15 protein-coding genes are annotated in these 16,246 nt (G+C 38.4%); 6 read left to right on the top strand and 9 right to left on the bottom strand.

What is annotated here, in order from left to right; genetic code table 11:
• Positions 1-374: 374 nt before the first annotated feature.
• Positions 375-917: a MurR/RpiR family transcriptional regulator gene (locus QUF94_RS11190; RefSeq protein ID WP_289315919.1), complete on the top strand. Its 543-nt coding sequence runs from the start codon at positions 375-377 to the stop codon at positions 915-917.
• 294 nt (positions 918-1,211) lie between these two features.
• Here the strand turns inward: QUF94_RS11190 and QUF94_RS11185 are convergent, their stop codons facing one another.
• On the bottom strand, positions 1,212-2,558 hold the full coding sequence (locus QUF94_RS11185) for an APC family permease (protein ID WP_289315918.1): 1,347 nt from the start codon (positions 2,556-2,558) through the stop codon (positions 1,212-1,214).
• 401 nt (positions 2,559-2,959) lie between these two features.
• On the opposite strand from QUF94_RS11185, the gene speB reads away from it, so the two are divergent.
• Positions 2,960-3,928, top strand: a complete 969-nt coding sequence (gene speB, locus QUF94_RS11180; RefSeq protein WP_289315917.1) for an agmatinase — start codon at positions 2,960-2,962, stop codon at positions 3,926-3,928.
• Between the two features lie 505 nt (positions 3,929-4,433).
• Here the strand turns inward: speB and QUF94_RS11175 are convergent.
• From QUF94_RS11175 to QUF94_RS28770, 3 genes are all read right to left on the bottom strand, one after another.
• The gene (locus tag QUF94_RS11175) at positions 4,434-5,498 is read right to left on the bottom strand and encodes a M14 family zinc carboxypeptidase (RefSeq protein ID WP_289315916.1); all 1,065 of its coding nucleotides are present in this window, start codon (positions 5,496-5,498) and stop codon (positions 4,434-4,436) included.
• A 313-nt stretch (positions 5,499-5,811) separates the two neighbouring features.
• The gene (locus QUF94_RS11170; protein ID WP_289315915.1) at positions 5,812-7,005 is read right to left on the bottom strand and encodes a M14 family zinc carboxypeptidase; all 1,194 of its coding nucleotides are present in this window, start codon (positions 7,003-7,005) and stop codon (positions 5,812-5,814) included.
• 667 nt (positions 7,006-7,672) lie between these two features.
• On the bottom strand, positions 7,673-8,041 hold the full coding sequence (locus QUF94_RS28770) for a GerAB/ArcD/ProY family transporter (protein WP_353957807.1): 369 nt from the start codon (positions 8,039-8,041) through the stop codon (positions 7,673-7,675).
• A gap of 209 nt (positions 8,042-8,250) precedes the next feature.
• On the opposite strand from QUF94_RS28770, the gene QUF94_RS11165 reads away from it, so the two are divergent.
• The 3 genes from QUF94_RS11165 (at position 8,251) to QUF94_RS11155 (ending at position 9,795) form a co-directional block, all read left to right on the top strand.
• Positions 8,251-8,466 (top strand): GerAB/ArcD/ProY family transporter, encoded by a 216-nt coding sequence (locus QUF94_RS11165; RefSeq protein ID WP_353957694.1) that lies wholly within the window; start codon positions 8,251-8,253, stop codon positions 8,464-8,466.
• A 166-nt stretch (positions 8,467-8,632) separates the two neighbouring features.
• Positions 8,633-9,199, top strand: a complete 567-nt coding sequence (locus QUF94_RS11160; RefSeq protein ID WP_289315914.1) for a DUF2238 domain-containing protein — start codon at positions 8,633-8,635, stop codon at positions 9,197-9,199.
• Positions 9,200-9,219: 20 nt separating this feature from the next.
• Positions 9,220-9,795: a DUF2238 domain-containing protein gene (locus QUF94_RS11155; RefSeq protein WP_289315913.1), complete on the top strand. Its 576-nt coding sequence runs from the start codon at positions 9,220-9,222 to the stop codon at positions 9,793-9,795.
• Positions 9,796-9,893: 98 nt separating this feature from the next.
• Here QUF94_RS11155 and QUF94_RS11150 read toward each other — a convergent pair whose 3' ends face one another.
• Together QUF94_RS11150 and QUF94_RS11145 are read right to left on the bottom strand one after the other, a co-directional pair.
• Positions 9,894-10,364, bottom strand: a complete 471-nt coding sequence (locus tag QUF94_RS11150) for a hypothetical protein (protein WP_289315912.1) — start codon at positions 10,362-10,364, stop codon at positions 9,894-9,896.
• Positions 10,354-10,734 (bottom strand): hypothetical protein, encoded by a 381-nt coding sequence (locus QUF94_RS11145; RefSeq protein WP_289315911.1) that lies wholly within the window; start codon positions 10,732-10,734, stop codon positions 10,354-10,356. Before QUF94_RS11145 ends, QUF94_RS11150 begins: the two co-directional genes overlap by 11 nt.
• Before the next feature lie 591 nt (positions 10,735-11,325).
• On the opposite strand from QUF94_RS11145, the gene QUF94_RS11140 reads away from it, so the two are divergent.
• Complete coding sequence (locus tag QUF94_RS11140; protein WP_289315910.1) at positions 11,326-11,772, top strand: DUF5392 family protein; 447 nt, start codon at positions 11,326-11,328, stop codon at positions 11,770-11,772.
• 272 nt (positions 11,773-12,044) lie between these two features.
• Here QUF94_RS11140 and QUF94_RS11135 read toward each other — a convergent pair whose 3' ends face one another.
• The 3 genes from QUF94_RS11135 to QUF94_RS11125 form a co-directional block, all read right to left on the bottom strand.
• The gene (locus tag QUF94_RS11135) at positions 12,045-13,079 is read right to left on the bottom strand and encodes an aromatic ring-hydroxylating oxygenase subunit alpha (protein ID WP_289315909.1); all 1,035 of its coding nucleotides are present in this window, start codon (positions 13,077-13,079) and stop codon (positions 12,045-12,047) included.
• Positions 13,080-13,158: 79 nt separating this feature from the next.
• Positions 13,159-14,601, bottom strand: coding sequence for an aldehyde dehydrogenase family protein (locus tag QUF94_RS11130; protein ID WP_289315908.1), 1,443 nt, complete (start codon positions 14,599-14,601; stop codon positions 13,159-13,161).
• A gap of 143 nt (positions 14,602-14,744) precedes the next feature.
• Positions 14,745-16,172 (bottom strand): amino acid permease, encoded by a 1,428-nt coding sequence (locus QUF94_RS11125; protein WP_289315907.1) that lies wholly within the window; start codon positions 16,170-16,172, stop codon positions 14,745-14,747.
• Positions 16,173-16,246 lie beyond the last annotated feature (74 nt).

Below are 16,246 nucleotides of genomic sequence, written 5' to 3'. Positions count from 1 at the left end.
AAACATAGTGTCGTTAGTCATATACCGCCATTTGCAATCATCATCGGCACCAGCAATCATCCAGACACATATGTATTAATTCATAGGCAATTCAGGATTGCATACGTAAAAATGATGATTAAATACAAAAAAGAGCACCCGATAAATGTAAAAACATTCATTGAGTGCTCTTTTTTTGTTTATCCTGAAAAAGAAAGCGTTGATCTGTAGCAGATGCCAGATGATGGTATAAGTCTAATCAACGGCAGTCAGTCCAAGGAACCGACTGTTAAACCTAAAAGAAAAATACTCAAAATATATATTGAAACTTCTTTAATGATCTTTCTTTACTACGTGAAAATGATACTCCCTATCAACTTTTCCAAAAAGTAACTATGAGCAATAAATTGGCTTTAGACTCTTTAGGACAAACTCTGAACAAGAAAGAGTTTGAAAAAGCAGTAGAATGCTTAAGCCAAGCAAAGAAAATTGCATTTTTTGGTGTCGGGGGCTCCTCTACTGCTGCGTTGGATGCCAGTAATAAATTCGCTAAACTTGGCGTTACTACAGGAATGAACACTGACTTTCATACAGTAATTTCCTATATTTCCAATTTCACATCAGAAGATGCATTAGTTCTTTTTTCCACATCTGGCAAAACAAAAGATGTATTGGAGATGGCTTCATATGCAAAAAAGATAAACGTACCAGTATTAGCAATAACCGCTTATACAAAGTCTCCTTTATTGAAAATAGCAAGTATACAACTTTGTTTTCCTGACATCGAACATGATCACCGAATCGGTAGTATAGCATCTAGAATCATGCAACTTAACATGGTTGATGCTCTTTATTTAAGTGTTTTTCATCGAATCGATAAACAAACCATAGATAATTATCAAAAAGCACGTGAAGAAATTCTACGTCTAAGAAGATAGCCTGTTTAAGGATGTGTTTTACTACATTTCGTTAAGAGACGTAAACCATCCTAAACAAACTCATCATACTTGCATGCTAATTTTATATAGTCATGTAATCAAAAATAATTAGTCGTGCACATTATTCTTTTCTATCACCCTATTAATATTGGTTTCAACTTTGAACACTTTTGCTATATCAGTTACACTCTTCCAGACATATGTAATAATTCATAAGCATTTCAGGATTGCATATATAAAAAATGATGATAAAAAAACGCATCCTTTTTAGAATGCGTTTTTCCTTGCAAAGTCTTATAGCTGAATTTCTTCAACTTGATATTGGGGAGGAGCCTTTCGGAATGCCTTTGTGATATATAATAGATAACAAAACCCAATAATAAACCAGCCGGTTCCCATTATTAGTGAATTTGTCTCTAGATTGATCCAGAGAATGCCAATAGCTATAGCTCCGATTAACGGCATAATTAAGTATTGGATACATCCCTTCATAGTTCGATGCTTCTTTTCACGAATGATAAAATGGCTGATCACTGACAGATTTACAAAGGTAAAGGCCATTAATGCACCAAAGTTGATCAGTGATGTGGCTGTCACTAAATCAAAGAATAACGCGGACAATGAAATGACCCCAACTATGAGTACATTAATGGCTGGCGTTTTCCACTTAGGGTGAATGAATCCAAACCATTTTTCCGGAAACACTTTATCACGGCCCATAACATACAAAAGACGGGATACACTGGCATGCGATGCCAGTCCCGATGCTAGCGTATTGACGAGAGTCGTACACAGAAAAATGGATTGAAATAGCTTTCCGCCTACATAAAGGGCGATTTCCGGTAACGCAGCATCCGGTTCCTTAAAACGGGATATATCCGGAAAAAAGAGCTGAATGAAGAAAGAAGAGGTAATGAAGATGATTCCACCCCAAAGTGCAGTTAAAAATATCGCTTTTGGAATCGTTTTTTTCGGATCTGGCGTTTCCTCGGATAGTGTCGTCACCGCATCAAAACCCAAAAAGGAAAAACAAAGAATCGTGGCTCCGGTTATTATTGCCGAATAGTCCATTCCCCCATCTACGAAAGGCTTTATTGTAAACACTTCACCCGTACCTTCCCCATTGTGCAAACCTTTGACAACAAGAATGATGAACACTGCCATGATGGCAATCTGAATTAAAACAAATAGAGCATTAAAGTTAGCAAGTACATTGACGCTCCGGAGATTGAGAATGGTGACGATTGCTACGAAAGATACTACCCATACCCATGTTGGGACTCCTGGAAATAATGCTGTGAGATAAATTTTGGTCAACAATGCATTTACCATAGGTAAAAATAGATAGTCTAACAACGAAGACCATCCTACCAGGAATCCTAAATGCCGGTTAATGGCCTTTTGCGTATAAGTGTAGGCAGAACCTGCAGCAGGAAAAACCTTTACCAGTTTTCCATAGCTTGCGGCTGTAAAAAGCATCCCCACCAATGCAACGATATAAGCAGTCGGCACATGGCCGTCCGTGATCCCAGAAACAATGCCAAATGTATCAAATACGACCATGGGTGTCATATAAGCTAACCCCATCATAACAATTTGCCATAATTTCAGCGTTCTTTTCAATGTAACCTCATTTTCCACCTATCATTCCTCCTTGCAACCGCTTTCAAATAGTAGGATCAATATTCTTAAATAGAAAAACTTCAATACCTCCCTCTTAAAAAAATTTCAACTGTATACCTTAATGCAAGTTTTGTGCCAAATGATAACGGTTTACTTCGATAAATGAAATACGCGAGAAATGCACTAAATTTCCCGTATTCTTGACTGCATTGGATTGATTCATAGGAATTAAGTTGTTCAGCATTTTTAAATTGGCGATTCAAATTCCCATAAATTATTCGCCCTTGCATATTCCAAGCACATGATACCTGGTTAGCAACCGGAAGAAATCACTGCCTGTGACTTGGCATGGTAATTGCATAAATACATATATGAGTTTAAAAACTATTAAAGTTATAAGAAAATGGAGGAATACAAAAATGAAATATCCTTTATCCCCTGATGTTAAACCAGAGTTCTGTACGACAGGATCATTTATGCGCTTACCTTCTTCAAGAGAAAATGCCAGATTGGCAGTGGTAGGTTTGCCTTTTGATACAGCTGCTTCCTTCAGGGTAGGAGCCCGGTTTGCACCACAGGCAGTCCGCCAGGCATCCATGACCTTGTTTCCTTATCATCCCATTCAAAAGGTGTTCCCTTTTGACGAATGTAATGCTATTGATATTGGGGATGTTTCAGTGATCCCCCATAATATACACCGAAGCTATGAGTTAATTGAAAAGGCTATGGCAGACTTAATGAAAAATGGGATCATTCCAATAGGCATCGGAGGAGATCATTCAGTAACATTGGCTAATCTAAGAGCTGCCGCAAAAATACACGGGCCAGTTGCACTTCTCCATTTTGATTCACATACAGATACCTGGGATACTTATTATGATGAGAAATATTGGCATGGTTCCCCGTTTATCCGTGCATATGAGGAAGGTTTGCTCCAAACGGATAAAGTTTTCCAGATTGGGATCAGAGGTACGCTCAATCATCCAGGAGATATAGATTCCAGTACCGATCTAGGCTACAATGTGATAACTACGCCCCAGCTGAAGGAAAGAGGAATCGAAGATGTCGTGAAGGAAGTCAAGAAAACCATTGGGGATACACCATGTTTCTTGAGCTTTGATATTGATTTTGTCGATCCATCCTGTGCTCCTGGTACTGGCACTTTGGAGGTTGGCGGTCTAAATAGCTTTGAAACCCTACAGATGATACGTTCTCTGCAAGGATTCAATTTTATTGGATTCGACCTGGTGGAAGTCCTCCCACCATATGATCCAACACAAATCACATCACTATTGGCAGCCACCATCATTCATGACTTTGCCAGTTTAGTAGCCTTACAATTAAAAGAAGAACAAAAAAAGGAGAATTTAACCCAAAATAGTCTATAGGATGAAAACTCCAACTTTTAAAGAATGGCCATCCAGGTCGAACTGTTACCGTTACCCATTTACCGAGCTAAGTACAAAATAAAAAATTCCTGAAATTCAAAAAGCATCTGCTTGGGTGAAAGCGGATGCTTTTTTTCAATGTCATCTTTTTATATAATCCTGCTATATTCACTGTAACTAATGTCATATCAACTACAATGAGGTTCGAATGCTCTCAATCCCTTTCAGAGATTTTACCGAGGGAATGATATGGTTTTAATGCATGACTTGGTTATACTCCATGATTTTTTACTGTTTTAAATGGGATGAAACCTTACTAGATTGAAGAAATTTGCGACACTCCTGCCTAATAGGTGGCTGCCGTGACACCAAAGATGCTTGCGGCGAGGAGGCTTGGCGGAAAGGAAACGGATTTCTGAAAACAACTGGAACGTATTTCAAATAAAAAAACTGCAGGCAAACTCGCTTTTCTTCAAGTTTGTCTACAGTCTGACATGCCGTTAGTTTATTCGTCTGATTCTGCCCCAGGACGATTGTATTGTGTTGGCAGGGTGTCCCAAAAGCCTGCATCAATAGTTTCAATAGAATCATCGGCAAGAGCTCTGACAGCTGCATCCAAAGTGGTTACCGTTTGCTTTATTAGATAACCATTACTTTTTTGTCCAAGTGCCACTGACTCGACATTGTGGTCAGACATACCTCGCATCTCAAATAACAGAGTGGCAATATCATAACGAACAGCTGCACCGTTACGACCTATATTTTCTCCTGAACCGCCATCATATTTACCAATATGGCCCCAACCAGCAGGTTCAATTGAGTTATATACAACAGCACCCAGTTTTTTTGAAGCTTCTAACACTTCTGGCTTTACGTTAGCGTTTGTAGGATAAAGAATGGAACCTGAAACAAGTTCACCATCCGTTTCGCTTAACGTCCCTTGATGATGTAAATCTATCATGTAATCTATATCATATTTCGCAAATACATTTTCGTGTAAAGCTTTTACCTCGACTTGCATTTGATCAGTTTTTTTATCATGCTCACGGTTCAAGTCAATCCCGTTTGCATTTGCCCTGGTTAGATGTCGATCACCTTTTGCTAAATAGTCATCAAGAGGGAAATTAACATCTCCCATTGCCCCATCTGCGTTTAACATAGGGATAATCAGAATATTAACATTGTCCAATAAACCTTTAGTCTTATTCGTGCCTAGATGTTTAATGAATTCGAGTGCACCCTCAGTAGTCAGTTGTTCATTTCCATGCTGTTGAGTTAAAAATAGGATAGTTGGGTTTTTAGGATTTGAAATATACTTAGCTAGGTAAATATCTCTCCCTTTTACCGTTTCCCCGATTACTTCCAGTGCCAACCTTTCTTGTTTAGCATCCTGGGTTTCAAGATAACTTACCAAGCTTTCATATGTATGTAGATTTGAAGTTGTAACTTGACCATTTCCAGCACTTGGGCCATTTCCAACCGCTCCGACTGGTAGCGCAACAGCTGTTACTGCGCTTAAAGTCATTAAACTAGATAATGAAACTGTTAGAACTCTCTTCTTAAAACTCATAAAACCCCTCCTTATTAATTTAACAATTAATATAACCTTATTAATATTCTGACATTTTTAGCACTTTGTGTTAATAGTCAAAAATAACTATGTTTCCAACTAATTTCATTTATTAAACAATAACCGTTGAAAGGACTTCATTTACAAAGGCGATTCTCTCAAAAAAATGTTCTGCCTGTGTTGTTCCTGAAAGGGTTAAGTGAAAAATTCATCAAAATCGATCATGAAGAAAAACCAGGCGGGTATCCGTCTGGTTACTTCAATCCTATACTGGAAGTTAATATGAATATCTTTCCCACTCAATTTTATTTTTTTATTGCCTGCCCTCCGTCAGGGGAATTGACTCGTATTGTTCCGGATTTATTTTATATACAGATCCATCAGTAACACCGTCAATTATCCCATATAACCCGCTTTCCACTGCTTTAGTAAGCATGCCTTTTTTCTTTTGGCCAAAGGATTGTGTTTGGCCCCTTACTTCAAAAAGTACTGTCCCACTTCCGTTTAAAGCAAAGGCTCCTAGTGCCGTTCCAGGAAGGTTTTGGTTTTGCGGATATAAGGATATATTTCCAAATGGAGAATTACCTTGTTGTTTCATAGCATTGTATACCGCTACATTTAATTGTCTGGAAAAATCATAATTATAGTTTTTTGCATATTTGGCATACGCTTGTCCTGAAGGTGTTCTTGGATCCGGAACAAATTGACCGGAAATCGAGTATGTGACTAAATCATCGGTCCCATCGATTTCATAATAGGGAGCTTGGTGGTGCAAGTCCACAAAAATCTCCACCTTCCCATATTGCTTAATTAGAGACTTGTAAACATCACGTGATGCTTGTGATTCAGGTGTTATGAACCAACCGGGGGTGGATGATTTTCCAGGGAAGTCTTTAGCTTGAGGGTTATAATTCAAATCAGGATTAAAGTCGCGATTGACATCGAATCCAGGTTTGGACTCGTAATCAAATGATTCATCTTTATATGTATAATAGTTCCAAGATGGTTTGGCTCCAGCCAGTTGTGGAAATTGTTCCACGACCTCAGCCCAGGTCATATCATTACCCCGACGGTTTAATTCAGCAGCATCCGGATTTATTTTAGGCAAAGCGACAAGGGTAATTTCTTTGCGAATTTTCTCCGCTTCAGGAGAATTGGTCCCCAAAAACTTCAAGATATTCAAGATGGCTTCCGTACCAGTCTTCTCATTTCCATGGATCTCACTTTGAATTAAAACTACTTTTTCACCTGTCCCTACGGATGCTTTATAGATTTCTCTATTCCTATTGGAATATCCAGCTACATCCACTTTCACTTTACCTTGGCTATCACTTGCAATTTGTTCTAGCTTTTTCCCTAGTTCAGCATGGTCTGTAAAACCTGAAACGGAATAAGTTTGTTGACTAGGTGTTCCTGGGGATGTTTCTTTTGCTGCCAATGTCGGTGCCGCAATACTCGCCGATAAAACGAAAACTCCTAGTGTTGAAACAATTTTTCTGTTTTTCATATTACAACGATCACTCCCTTAAAGTATTCTTCTGTCTCATTATACAATTTGGAAAAGTAGAAATATGTTGGAATTTGATGTCGTAATATGGCTTTTTTTATGATTCAGGACATAATAGTTGAAATGGTTCGCCATTGAAAAAATTCGCAATGCCCTTCCAGCCGAATTTTCATTCAATCCTAAGCGATGAAAAGCAGCAAAAAAAGAGAATGTCAGACATTTTTTATCCTTCTGCTTTTACTCAATTTCCCTCCCCCTATTCTTAGGTACTGGTTTTATTCTATGAAGCAGGAAGAATATTGAAATGGACAAGTAACTATTAGATGGGTGCTACGCTCCCTTGTTCAGATCGTGATTACATCCTCTTTTTATGAAAGAAGCCCAATTTTCCAACGTAAAAAAATCCGCGACATGTGTATCACGAATTGTTGCTGATATTGGCTTGTAATAGTCGAATTGATAATTTGTACTACTATAACATCACAGTTAATTCATCGTAGTGCCTTTTCTTATCAAAAATTTACATGGCAAGTTAAATTTGTTGACCTGTTTCGATTCGTTTACTGTTTGAGCTTCGGGTATATCTAACATCAGCATCCACTGGGACATCCAATGATACACCTTAAGCTACTGGAAACCGTCAAAACTACCTTTCTTTACATTAGGGCTACTCTAATTTTTTTCTTATTTTTCCAACCATTAATAATAATAACGGCATAAAAAAACAAATGGTTAAGGAAAAAGGTGTCCAGGCTATAGACATAAAGTTTTGATAATGCACTATATCGGGATGCGAAAAGATTGTAAAAGTGAGAATTAGAAAAGCTAATGGGAAAAGAAGAATCTTGTAATTTTGCAGACCTAGCAATTGAGCTAGTCCTAAGGCGAGTCCATAAAAACATATGGTCAACTTAAAATATTCTGTAAAAATCCAAATGAAGGCCGCAATGACCTCGACCCTTTCAAAAAAATTACCAATGCGAATCCTCATCCCCAGTTTATAAGAAGGATAGGTTAGGATAGTTAACTTCCTCAATGGGATAGGAACTCGAGATCTCAATGCTAGCCCCCTCTAATCAAAAGATGTTAAAAATATGTTTTCACCTTGGATGCAATTATATCCATTCAAATAAAATTATTGTAATGATCATTAATTGTTTCAAATTAATTGGTTATTTGAATAACTTGAACATGAAAAGCCAAAACTAAGGAGTATTAAAAAGGAAGGAACAAACAAAAAGGTGAATCAGAATACCTGGTAGTTTCAAAATTTCATCACATCAATTGATGATTTTAATCCTTTTGTATTCGGTTGGAACGGTTATTTTACATACTCCTTCTCCTTTAGCTGGTTTTGCAAAGCAGGATGCGTTTCTTGCTGCATTACTTGGCACAGGAGTTGTATTAATTTTTGTATGGCTCTTCATCAGAGTGGGAAATTTATATCCTGATCTCTTTTAATAACTAATTACCCCGAGATTGAAATCGAGACTATTATCAGAAAGCATCTCTCCAGCCAAATAAACAATGAAAGTTAGCTGCGTATAATGATCTTTATCAGATATTGAAGGTTGCATTAAGGATAAATTGGATATGATCGTAATGAAATTACGAATGAGGTGATATATTGAAACATAAAATAATCATTATACTTAGTCTGGTTTTTATAGTATTCATGACTGTTTTACTCATCTTTTACCTCATAAAAGATGATTCTTCCCGATGGATGGTAGCTTTAGGGGGAATATTGGTAAGTGCGTTGCCCATTTCATTACTATTTGTAAAAAATAATCCTTTTAACATTCCAATCATAATCGGTTATTATGTTTTTGTTTTATGTACGACATTTTTAGGGTCAATCGCAAATTTTTATGTAGATTTAAAATGGTGGGACTCTACCCTTCACTTCTACAAGGGTATTTTCGTGGGTCTTGTTGGAATTGCTCTTTATAAACAATTCATCCCTCAAAAGTCGAGAAAAGATATATCAAGGTGGGTCACCTTTCTTTTTGTACTCTCACTTGCAGTCCTTGCCACTGTCCTTTGGGAAGTCTATGAGTATGTAGGGGATCTAACTTTTACTCATACCATGCAGCGAGGCGGTAATAAAGATACCATGTACGATATAATTTGCGGTCTTATCGGCGGTCTGCTTATCTCCAGTTATTCCAGTATAAAAAAATCAAAATTATAATGATTTGTTGAGGTAATCATATGAATCGTAAGTTAGTTATTTTATTAAGTTTAGTGTATGTCCTTTTCATGGCAGCTTTATCTATCTTTTACTATACAACCGATGAAACATTCAAATCCCTGGTTTCGATAGGAGGAGTGGCATGTGGAGCAATTCCCCTTCTATTGGCCCTATTTACCAAGCTTCAATTCAATCTGCCAATTATCATTTCCTATTTAGTCTTCTTGTTCGGTTCACAATATTTAGGATCTATTTTAGGCTGGTATGGTCTGGGGTGGTGGGACACATTCTTACATTTACTAAGCGGATCCCTTCTTGCTTTTACAGGTATTGCTTTATATGAACGTTTAATATACAGAAATGCAGGTAAAGAGATATCTCCTTGGTTTGTCTTTTTGTTTACCCTCTCTTTCTCAGCACTTGGTGGTGTTATATGGGAGATCTACGAATTTGGTTCTGATCAATTATTCGGAATGACATTACAAGGCGGGGGAAATAAAGATACAATGATAGATTTGATCGCGGATACTGTTGGAGGTCTTATCATTGCAGTCTGTGCCGGAGTTCGGACAAAGGTTAAGGTAAAGAAAACTTGAAAATCAACTTGGTTTAATCAGATCTTTTATCTTATCGTTAACGTTAAAAAGTTGACTGCATATAAAAAAAGACCATCACATGGATGGCCTTTTTTTTGTCATTTAAATATGATGGATATGATCTTTTCCGTCGTCATCTCACTATCCACCACGTATGTTCCAGGACGTAATCCGTTGGCCTTGCCTTTCTTTTCAACCTCATCAGAAAACTCATAGGCATTCTTAATGACTTTTGCTTTTTGAAGGGTTTTACCAACATCGATGCTTGTCGAGCCTTTAGACACTGTCAGAACTGTACGGTATATGATTTTTTCTGTTGGTTCTTTTACAGTTTCTTTTTCCGCTTCCGCTTTATCTTTAATTGCCTCTGCTTCAGCAATCTGATCTTCCCATTCTTTTTCGGAATGTATGACATACCCTTCAGAAGCCAGGGACTCCTTCATATCATCTTCCGATAGTTTCTCTGATGTACCGGTCGCATCACCTGGAACAAAGAAGTACACGGCACCGCACACACCTGCTGCAACAATAAGGCCTCCGGCAAAGCTGCGCATTGATTTAGATGTCATTGGCCACTTTACTCCTTTCATTCTTCGTTTTAATGTAAGGAGTAAGCAAGTGTTCTATCTCATTTTCTGTCTGTTTTGTTTTCAGTGCGATGCTTTCGAATGAATAGCCTCGCTTATGTAGGTCGAGTACTTCACGCAACAAGCTCCGCTTTTCGGAAGACATTGCAAGAATGCCTGCCTCTTGCACCGTAATTTCAGCATCTATCTCGATGTTCCTGATTTTTTCCTGTAATACATTCATTTCATCTCCAAAAGTGCTAGCAATCTGCTCCAATTGACTGTCCACTTTTACAGAATCCTTTTTAATAAACGATAAAATGAACAGTAAAACTGCTGCACCAAACAAAATGACTAGAGCCCATTCCATCATTCTATGTCCCTCCTTAATCTTTGAAACTATTATCTCGCTTTCTAATTATATATTGAATTGTACCAAAACTCGATTTAAATGAACTAAATACCACAATAGTCACGTATTTATGACAAAAAAAGGCGCGAGATGGCCATCCATAAATATTATAATAAAAAAACGAAATACAACGCTTCCATTTGAGGACTATTTTACCATATTTCGTTCATTATTTATACCTTTGTTAAGATATTATGGCAAAGGATCTTTGTTTGTCCCTTAACATACTGCCAGTTCCAAATAGAGCCCGGACAATGGAATGGATGATGCCGGCTGTCCTTAGATAAGTGCTCCAACATTCAACTGGATTCAAATAATGAGAAAAAGCTAAGTATAAGTTTAGCTCATGAAAATAACTGCAGCACCCCTATTAGTCATGGCCCCTATTGCTTCACCTTCTCTTTTACTTTTCCCTTAAAGGATTACAAGATATATATTAAATGACAAATGCATTTCCAAAAGATAAGATTATACTATTAGGTTCCTTTTCCTGTTTCATTAGATTGAGATTTTTAATCGCATATACTTTTTGGAGGTAATAAGGAGGAAACAATGAATATTAAAATAAATAAAATACCGGGTTTCATGCAAGCCGAAATCGAACAACTTCAATCATCATTATCCCCATTGTTGAAGAAAAATTTGAAATACGGATTTTTTTCGACGGTGATGATAGGCTTTTCCATCATTAACCTTTTTTTCCTTTTATTTAAGAGCGAATCCTTACCCATCTCGAAAACCGCACTTGGAATCTATGCATTGGTGGGAGCTGTAGGATTTGCCCTATTAAAAGAAAACAAGCACAACCAAAAAGAAATAGTAAAAATGAGTCAAAAATATATGTTGGAGAGAATCAAAAAAAGCAACTATTTAACAGATGCCAGAAAAAGTAATTACTTTAAAAGGGTAAATGAGCATCCGCTATCTGCCATGAATGTTTTTATTGAGTTTCTTGCCGAGGAACAACAAAGGAAGAACAAATCCTCACACAATGAGTAAATACAAAAAAAAGTTCGTGAATTTTTATAACTTTATCGGTCGTTGAAATGAGTCAACAAACGATTAGCGCATTAAAAAAACAACTCAACCAGTATGCTCGGGTAGACTTCCGATTCACACTGGTTGGTTGCTTCGCTTTTTAAACTTCTACTTAGTCGGGCAAGACCACTTTACGATAGATCCTTGCCAAAAAAGGGTGAATAAAATATCTTGCAAATTCTCTGTATTAACGTTTCTTTAATGCCGTTTATTTCAATTGGGCAGCACAATAATTAGTCATGGAGGTTCTTATCAATAAGTTCATGAAAATAGACTGCAGCATGTTCAGTTGGAGAAAAGATACCATTTGTAAACGCCTGGGAACTTAATCCTTTTTGCAACTTTTCCACAAGTTCAAAATCTTCCTGCCGTACTTGATCAACGAAATTAAAATATTCTTCTTTTTCCATTGTTGTTTTTTCATTAAGGGAATAATCACGATAAATACCTAGAGACGTCTCTGCATCAACAGGAATTACTTGAATGGTATTCACATTTCCGTCTCCTGGATAAACGTTAATCATCATATTTGGCCAAATCCAATAAAAGCGCGCTTGGTCACCTTCAGAATTCTTACTTGCTGTCATATATTGATAGGTGAATTTGTCGTGTGTCGTTGTGCAAAAGTTCGCTAGATCAAAAGATTTTGCAAAGCCTGGATGAGCAATGGAACAATGGTCACATTCAAGGTAGTTGTCAACAACAGCTTTCCAATTAGCCTTAACTACACGCCGGGTTTCCCTAACTAGTTTTAGAGAATGAAAGAAGTGATACTCTTTCATTTCCTCTAGAAATTCCTGATATGCTTCTGCCAAGGAAGGTGCATTTTTGTCTAGATTGACAAAAATCATAGCATTCTGTACTTCTAAACGAATGGATTTCATACAGCTGTGTACTCCCAATTGATTCGTTTTAAAATTAGGAGCTCTATTTACATTTCCATCTAATTTGAATGTCCATCCATGGTATCCACATTGTAAAACTTTTTTATTTCCTTTATCAGAGTTTTCCACTTTCATTCCACGATGAGGACAAATATTATAGAAAGCACGCAGTTCTCCATCAGTACCGTGAGTAACGATAATTGGCTCTCCGGCGACATCTAAAGTCAAGAAGTCTCCTACTTTTTCAACTTGACTGGCATGCCCCACCAATATCCAATTTTTCCTAAAAATCTTTTTTCTTTCTTCATTAAATACTTCTGGATCAACATACCGTGAATAAGGTAATGTTTGGCTAAACTGTACATTTTCTTTTTTCGTAGTCATATCGAAAATCCCTCCAGATTTTAGCTAATTTTTTAAAGTTCAAAAAACCGCTTGGATACTTACTTTTTTCAATTTCCAGTTATATCCGATCCATATAGACTGTCTTGATCTCTGTATAGAATTCAACAGCACTCTTTCCTTGTTCACGGCTGCCTGCACTTGAACTTTTACATCCGCCAAATGGCATTTGCGGTTCGGTTCCTGCCGTTTCCGAATTGACATGTACAAGACCCACTTCGACATCTTCAATAAACCGTTGAGCTGAAGTTAAATTATTCGTGCAAATTGCTGCGCTCAATCCATACTCTGTATCATTCGCCATCATAACTGCTTCCTCATAGTTTACGGCCTTAAAAAGAGCGATGACTGGCCCAAATATTTCTTCACGTGCAATGCGGGCATGTTGAGGAACATTTTCAAAGATAGCCGGCCTGACATAAAAACCGTTCGCCAATTCCTCTTCTGTCGGAATCCCTCCTCCACACAAAAGCGTCGCTTCTGATTTCCCAGCATCAATCATATCAAGCACACCATCGCGTTGTGATCTAGATACAGCAGGACCGATATAAGTTTCTTCATTGAGCGGGTCGCCCACTTTTAATTCTTTCGTACGCGCGACAAGACGTTCACGGAAAGCTTCGTAAATTCCTTCTTCCACAATCACCCTACTAGTTGCTGTGCATTTTTGCCCCGTGGATTTAAAAGCTCCTCCTACAGCAATTTCAACTGCTTTTTCAAGATCAGCATCAGCGAGGACAACGAGCGGGTTTTTCCCTCCCATTTCCACTTGCACTTTCTTCCCATGTTCAATGGCCTGTTTTTGAATTTGCTGACCTACTTGATTCGAGCCGGTAAAAGATATAGCCTTCACATCCGGATGTTCCACCAATGCAGCACCAATGACGGAACCTCTTCCGAATACACAATTAATGACACCAGCTGGAAGACCGGCTTCATCTAATGCTTTCATCACATGATAGACAGACTTAGGTGTAAGATCAGCCGGTTTAATCACGACTGTATTCCCGTAAATCAGGGCCGGCGCCAATTTCCATACAGGGATGGCAATAGGAAAGTTCCATGGTGTAATCAATCCCACCGGACCGAGCGGAGTGCGAGTAGTGTACAAAAATGTATTGGCATTAGCTGAAGGAATTACTTCCCCAAGTGGCTGCCGAGCTTCAGCAGCATAGTATTCAAGTATGCTAGCGGCACGGTTGGCTTCCCCCATCCCTTCCAAGAATGTTTTCCCTTCTTCCTTTATCAAATCCTGACCTACTTCCTGCACATTCTTTTTCAAAATATCAGCTGCTTTCTGCAAGTATGAAGCCCGTTGCTGAAACGACAGTTTTTTCCAATCAGGAAATGCATTTTTTGCGGCTGCAACTGCATCATGTAAATCAGCCGCCGCACTAGATGGGAATTCCCCTAAATTTTCTCCATTATGGGGACTAAGATTTCCCTTATACTCCCCTGTGGTTGGTTCTTGCCATTTTCCATTAATATAATTTAAGTAACGCATACAATTTCCTCCCGCATTCTATTTTTCTACATCTAGATTAAAGATTTGATTATTACTAGAATCTTCTAAAATGAATTCTTCCACATTTCGTTCATACTCGAATTGTGGCACGTTTTCTTTTGTCGGCGTATTAAGAATGATTTCTATTGAACGAAATCATTTTGCTGTTCATTTGATAAGGTAGGCACATCTACCTTCCTTCTCGTATATCTAAAATAGTAAAATATATAGCAAGCAGCGACGAAACCTAATCCCCAATACAACGAAGTGCGCTGTGTCGGATCATATGCAGTGAACACGAAAATACCTAGACACATAAGGATGCAGAGAATCGGGGCAAAAGGGAAGAAAGGTACTCTATACTTCAGATTTTCCACCTTTCCGCCTTCTCTGATATACTGCTTACGGAATCTATACTGTGCGAACGCAATCGCCATCCAAGTAAGTACCCCTCCAACCCCACTTATAGAAAGTAACACAACAAATAACGTTTCTTCCGCTACTACACTAGTAAGTAACGACAGCAGAGCAAAGAACAGAGTGACGAGTAAAGCGTTAATGGGTACACCGCGCCGATTGAGCTTTCCAAATGAGGAATGCGCCATACCGTTTTGAGAAAGGGAGAAAAGGATCCTGGTACAAGCAAACAGACCCGTATTCCCAACAGAGAGCACCGCCGTCAAAATCACGAAATTCATAATGTCAGCGGCATAAGGAATGCCTACCATTTCAAAAACGGTAACGAATGGGCTTTCCAGCACCCCAGCTTCTTGCCACGGAACGATAGCCGACAGAACAAAGATTGCTAGAACATAGAAAAGCAGCACACGTATTACGATGTTACGAATCGCTCTCGGAATGCTTTGTTGCGGGTTTTCCGTCTCTCCTGCTGCAACCCCCATGATTTCCGATCCCTGGAATGCGTATACGACCGTCATCATTGATATAAACACACCCGTGAATCCTGTAGGGAATAGTCCATCACCCATAAAATTGGAAAAAAACGGAGCAGGTTGAGCATCCATATGAATCAATCCAAACATTGCGGCCGCACCGATAATTATGAACAGAATAACGGCAAGTACTTTAATCCCTGAGAACCAGTACTCTGTCTCAGCGAAACTTCTCGTTGTTAAAGCATTTATGGTGAACAAAAGTACGGTAAATATCACACACCATATCCATACTGGTATATCAGGAAACCATCTAGTCATGAGCAAACCAGCCGCCACAAATTCCAAGCCTACGTAAAGAGCCCAGCTCAGCCAGTAAATCCAGCCGATGACAAATCCAGTGGCGGGTCCGATAAATTTCGTTGCATGGACCTGAAAGGAACCTGAAACCGGCATCACTACCGATAATTCACCGAGACAAATCATCGCCAAGTACATTAATAAACCACCGACCAAATAGGCAACAATCGCTCCTCCGGGTCCAGCTTCACCGATCGCATATCCTGATCCCAGGAAAAGACCTGTTCCAATTACCCCACCTAAGGAGAGCATGAATAAATGTCTACTCTTCATCGAACGCTGTAATTCCTTTGGCTGATTTTCATGTTTTGTTTCCATGAATCCTCCCCCTTTCTGATCGATAAACTGCCCCATACACTGATTAACACAAGTTAAAGAGAGTTCCCATTATT

The sequence above is a fragment of the Peribacillus sp. NJ4 genome (genome assembly GCF_030348345.1).
Lineage (GTDB): Bacteria > Bacillota > Bacilli > Bacillales > DSM-1321 > Peribacillus.
This window is presented reverse-complemented; position numbering and strand designations above follow the sequence as displayed.

Excerpts from the sequence above, each read along its gene's own strand:
- speB (WP_289315917.1), top strand. The coding sequence starts at position 2,960 with ATGAAATATCCTTTATCCCCTGATGTTAAACCAGAGTTCTGTACGACA.
- QUF94_RS11155 (WP_289315913.1), top strand. The coding sequence starts at position 9,220 with ATGAATCGTAAGTTAGTTATTTTATTAAGTTTAGTGTATGTCCTTTTC.
- QUF94_RS11170 (WP_289315915.1), bottom strand. The coding sequence starts at position 7,005 with ATGAAAAACAGAAAAATTGTTTCAACACTAGGAGTTTTCGTTTTATCG.
- QUF94_RS11190 (WP_289315919.1), top strand. The coding sequence starts at position 375 with ATGAGCAATAAATTGGCTTTAGACTCTTTAGGACAAACTCTGAACAAG.
- QUF94_RS11145 (WP_289315911.1), bottom strand. The coding sequence starts at position 10,734 with ATGATGGAATGGGCTCTAGTCATTTTGTTTGGTGCAGCAGTTTTACTG.
- QUF94_RS11135 (WP_289315909.1), bottom strand. The coding sequence starts at position 13,079 with ATGACTACGAAAAAAGAAAATGTACAGTTTAGCCAAACATTACCTTAT.
- QUF94_RS11130 (WP_289315908.1), bottom strand. The coding sequence starts at position 14,601 with ATGCGTTACTTAAATTATATTAATGGAAAATGGCAAGAACCAACCACA.
- QUF94_RS11150 (WP_289315912.1), bottom strand. The coding sequence starts at position 10,364 with ATGACATCTAAATCAATGCGCAGCTTTGCCGGAGGCCTTATTGTTGCA.
- QUF94_RS11175 (WP_289315916.1), bottom strand. The coding sequence starts at position 5,498 with ATGAGTTTTAAGAAGAGAGTTCTAACAGTTTCATTATCTAGTTTAATG.
- QUF94_RS11125 (WP_289315907.1), bottom strand. The coding sequence starts at position 16,172 with ATGGAAACAAAACATGAAAATCAGCCAAAGGAATTACAGCGTTCGATG.
- QUF94_RS11140 (WP_289315910.1), top strand. The coding sequence starts at position 11,326 with ATGAATATTAAAATAAATAAAATACCGGGTTTCATGCAAGCCGAAATC.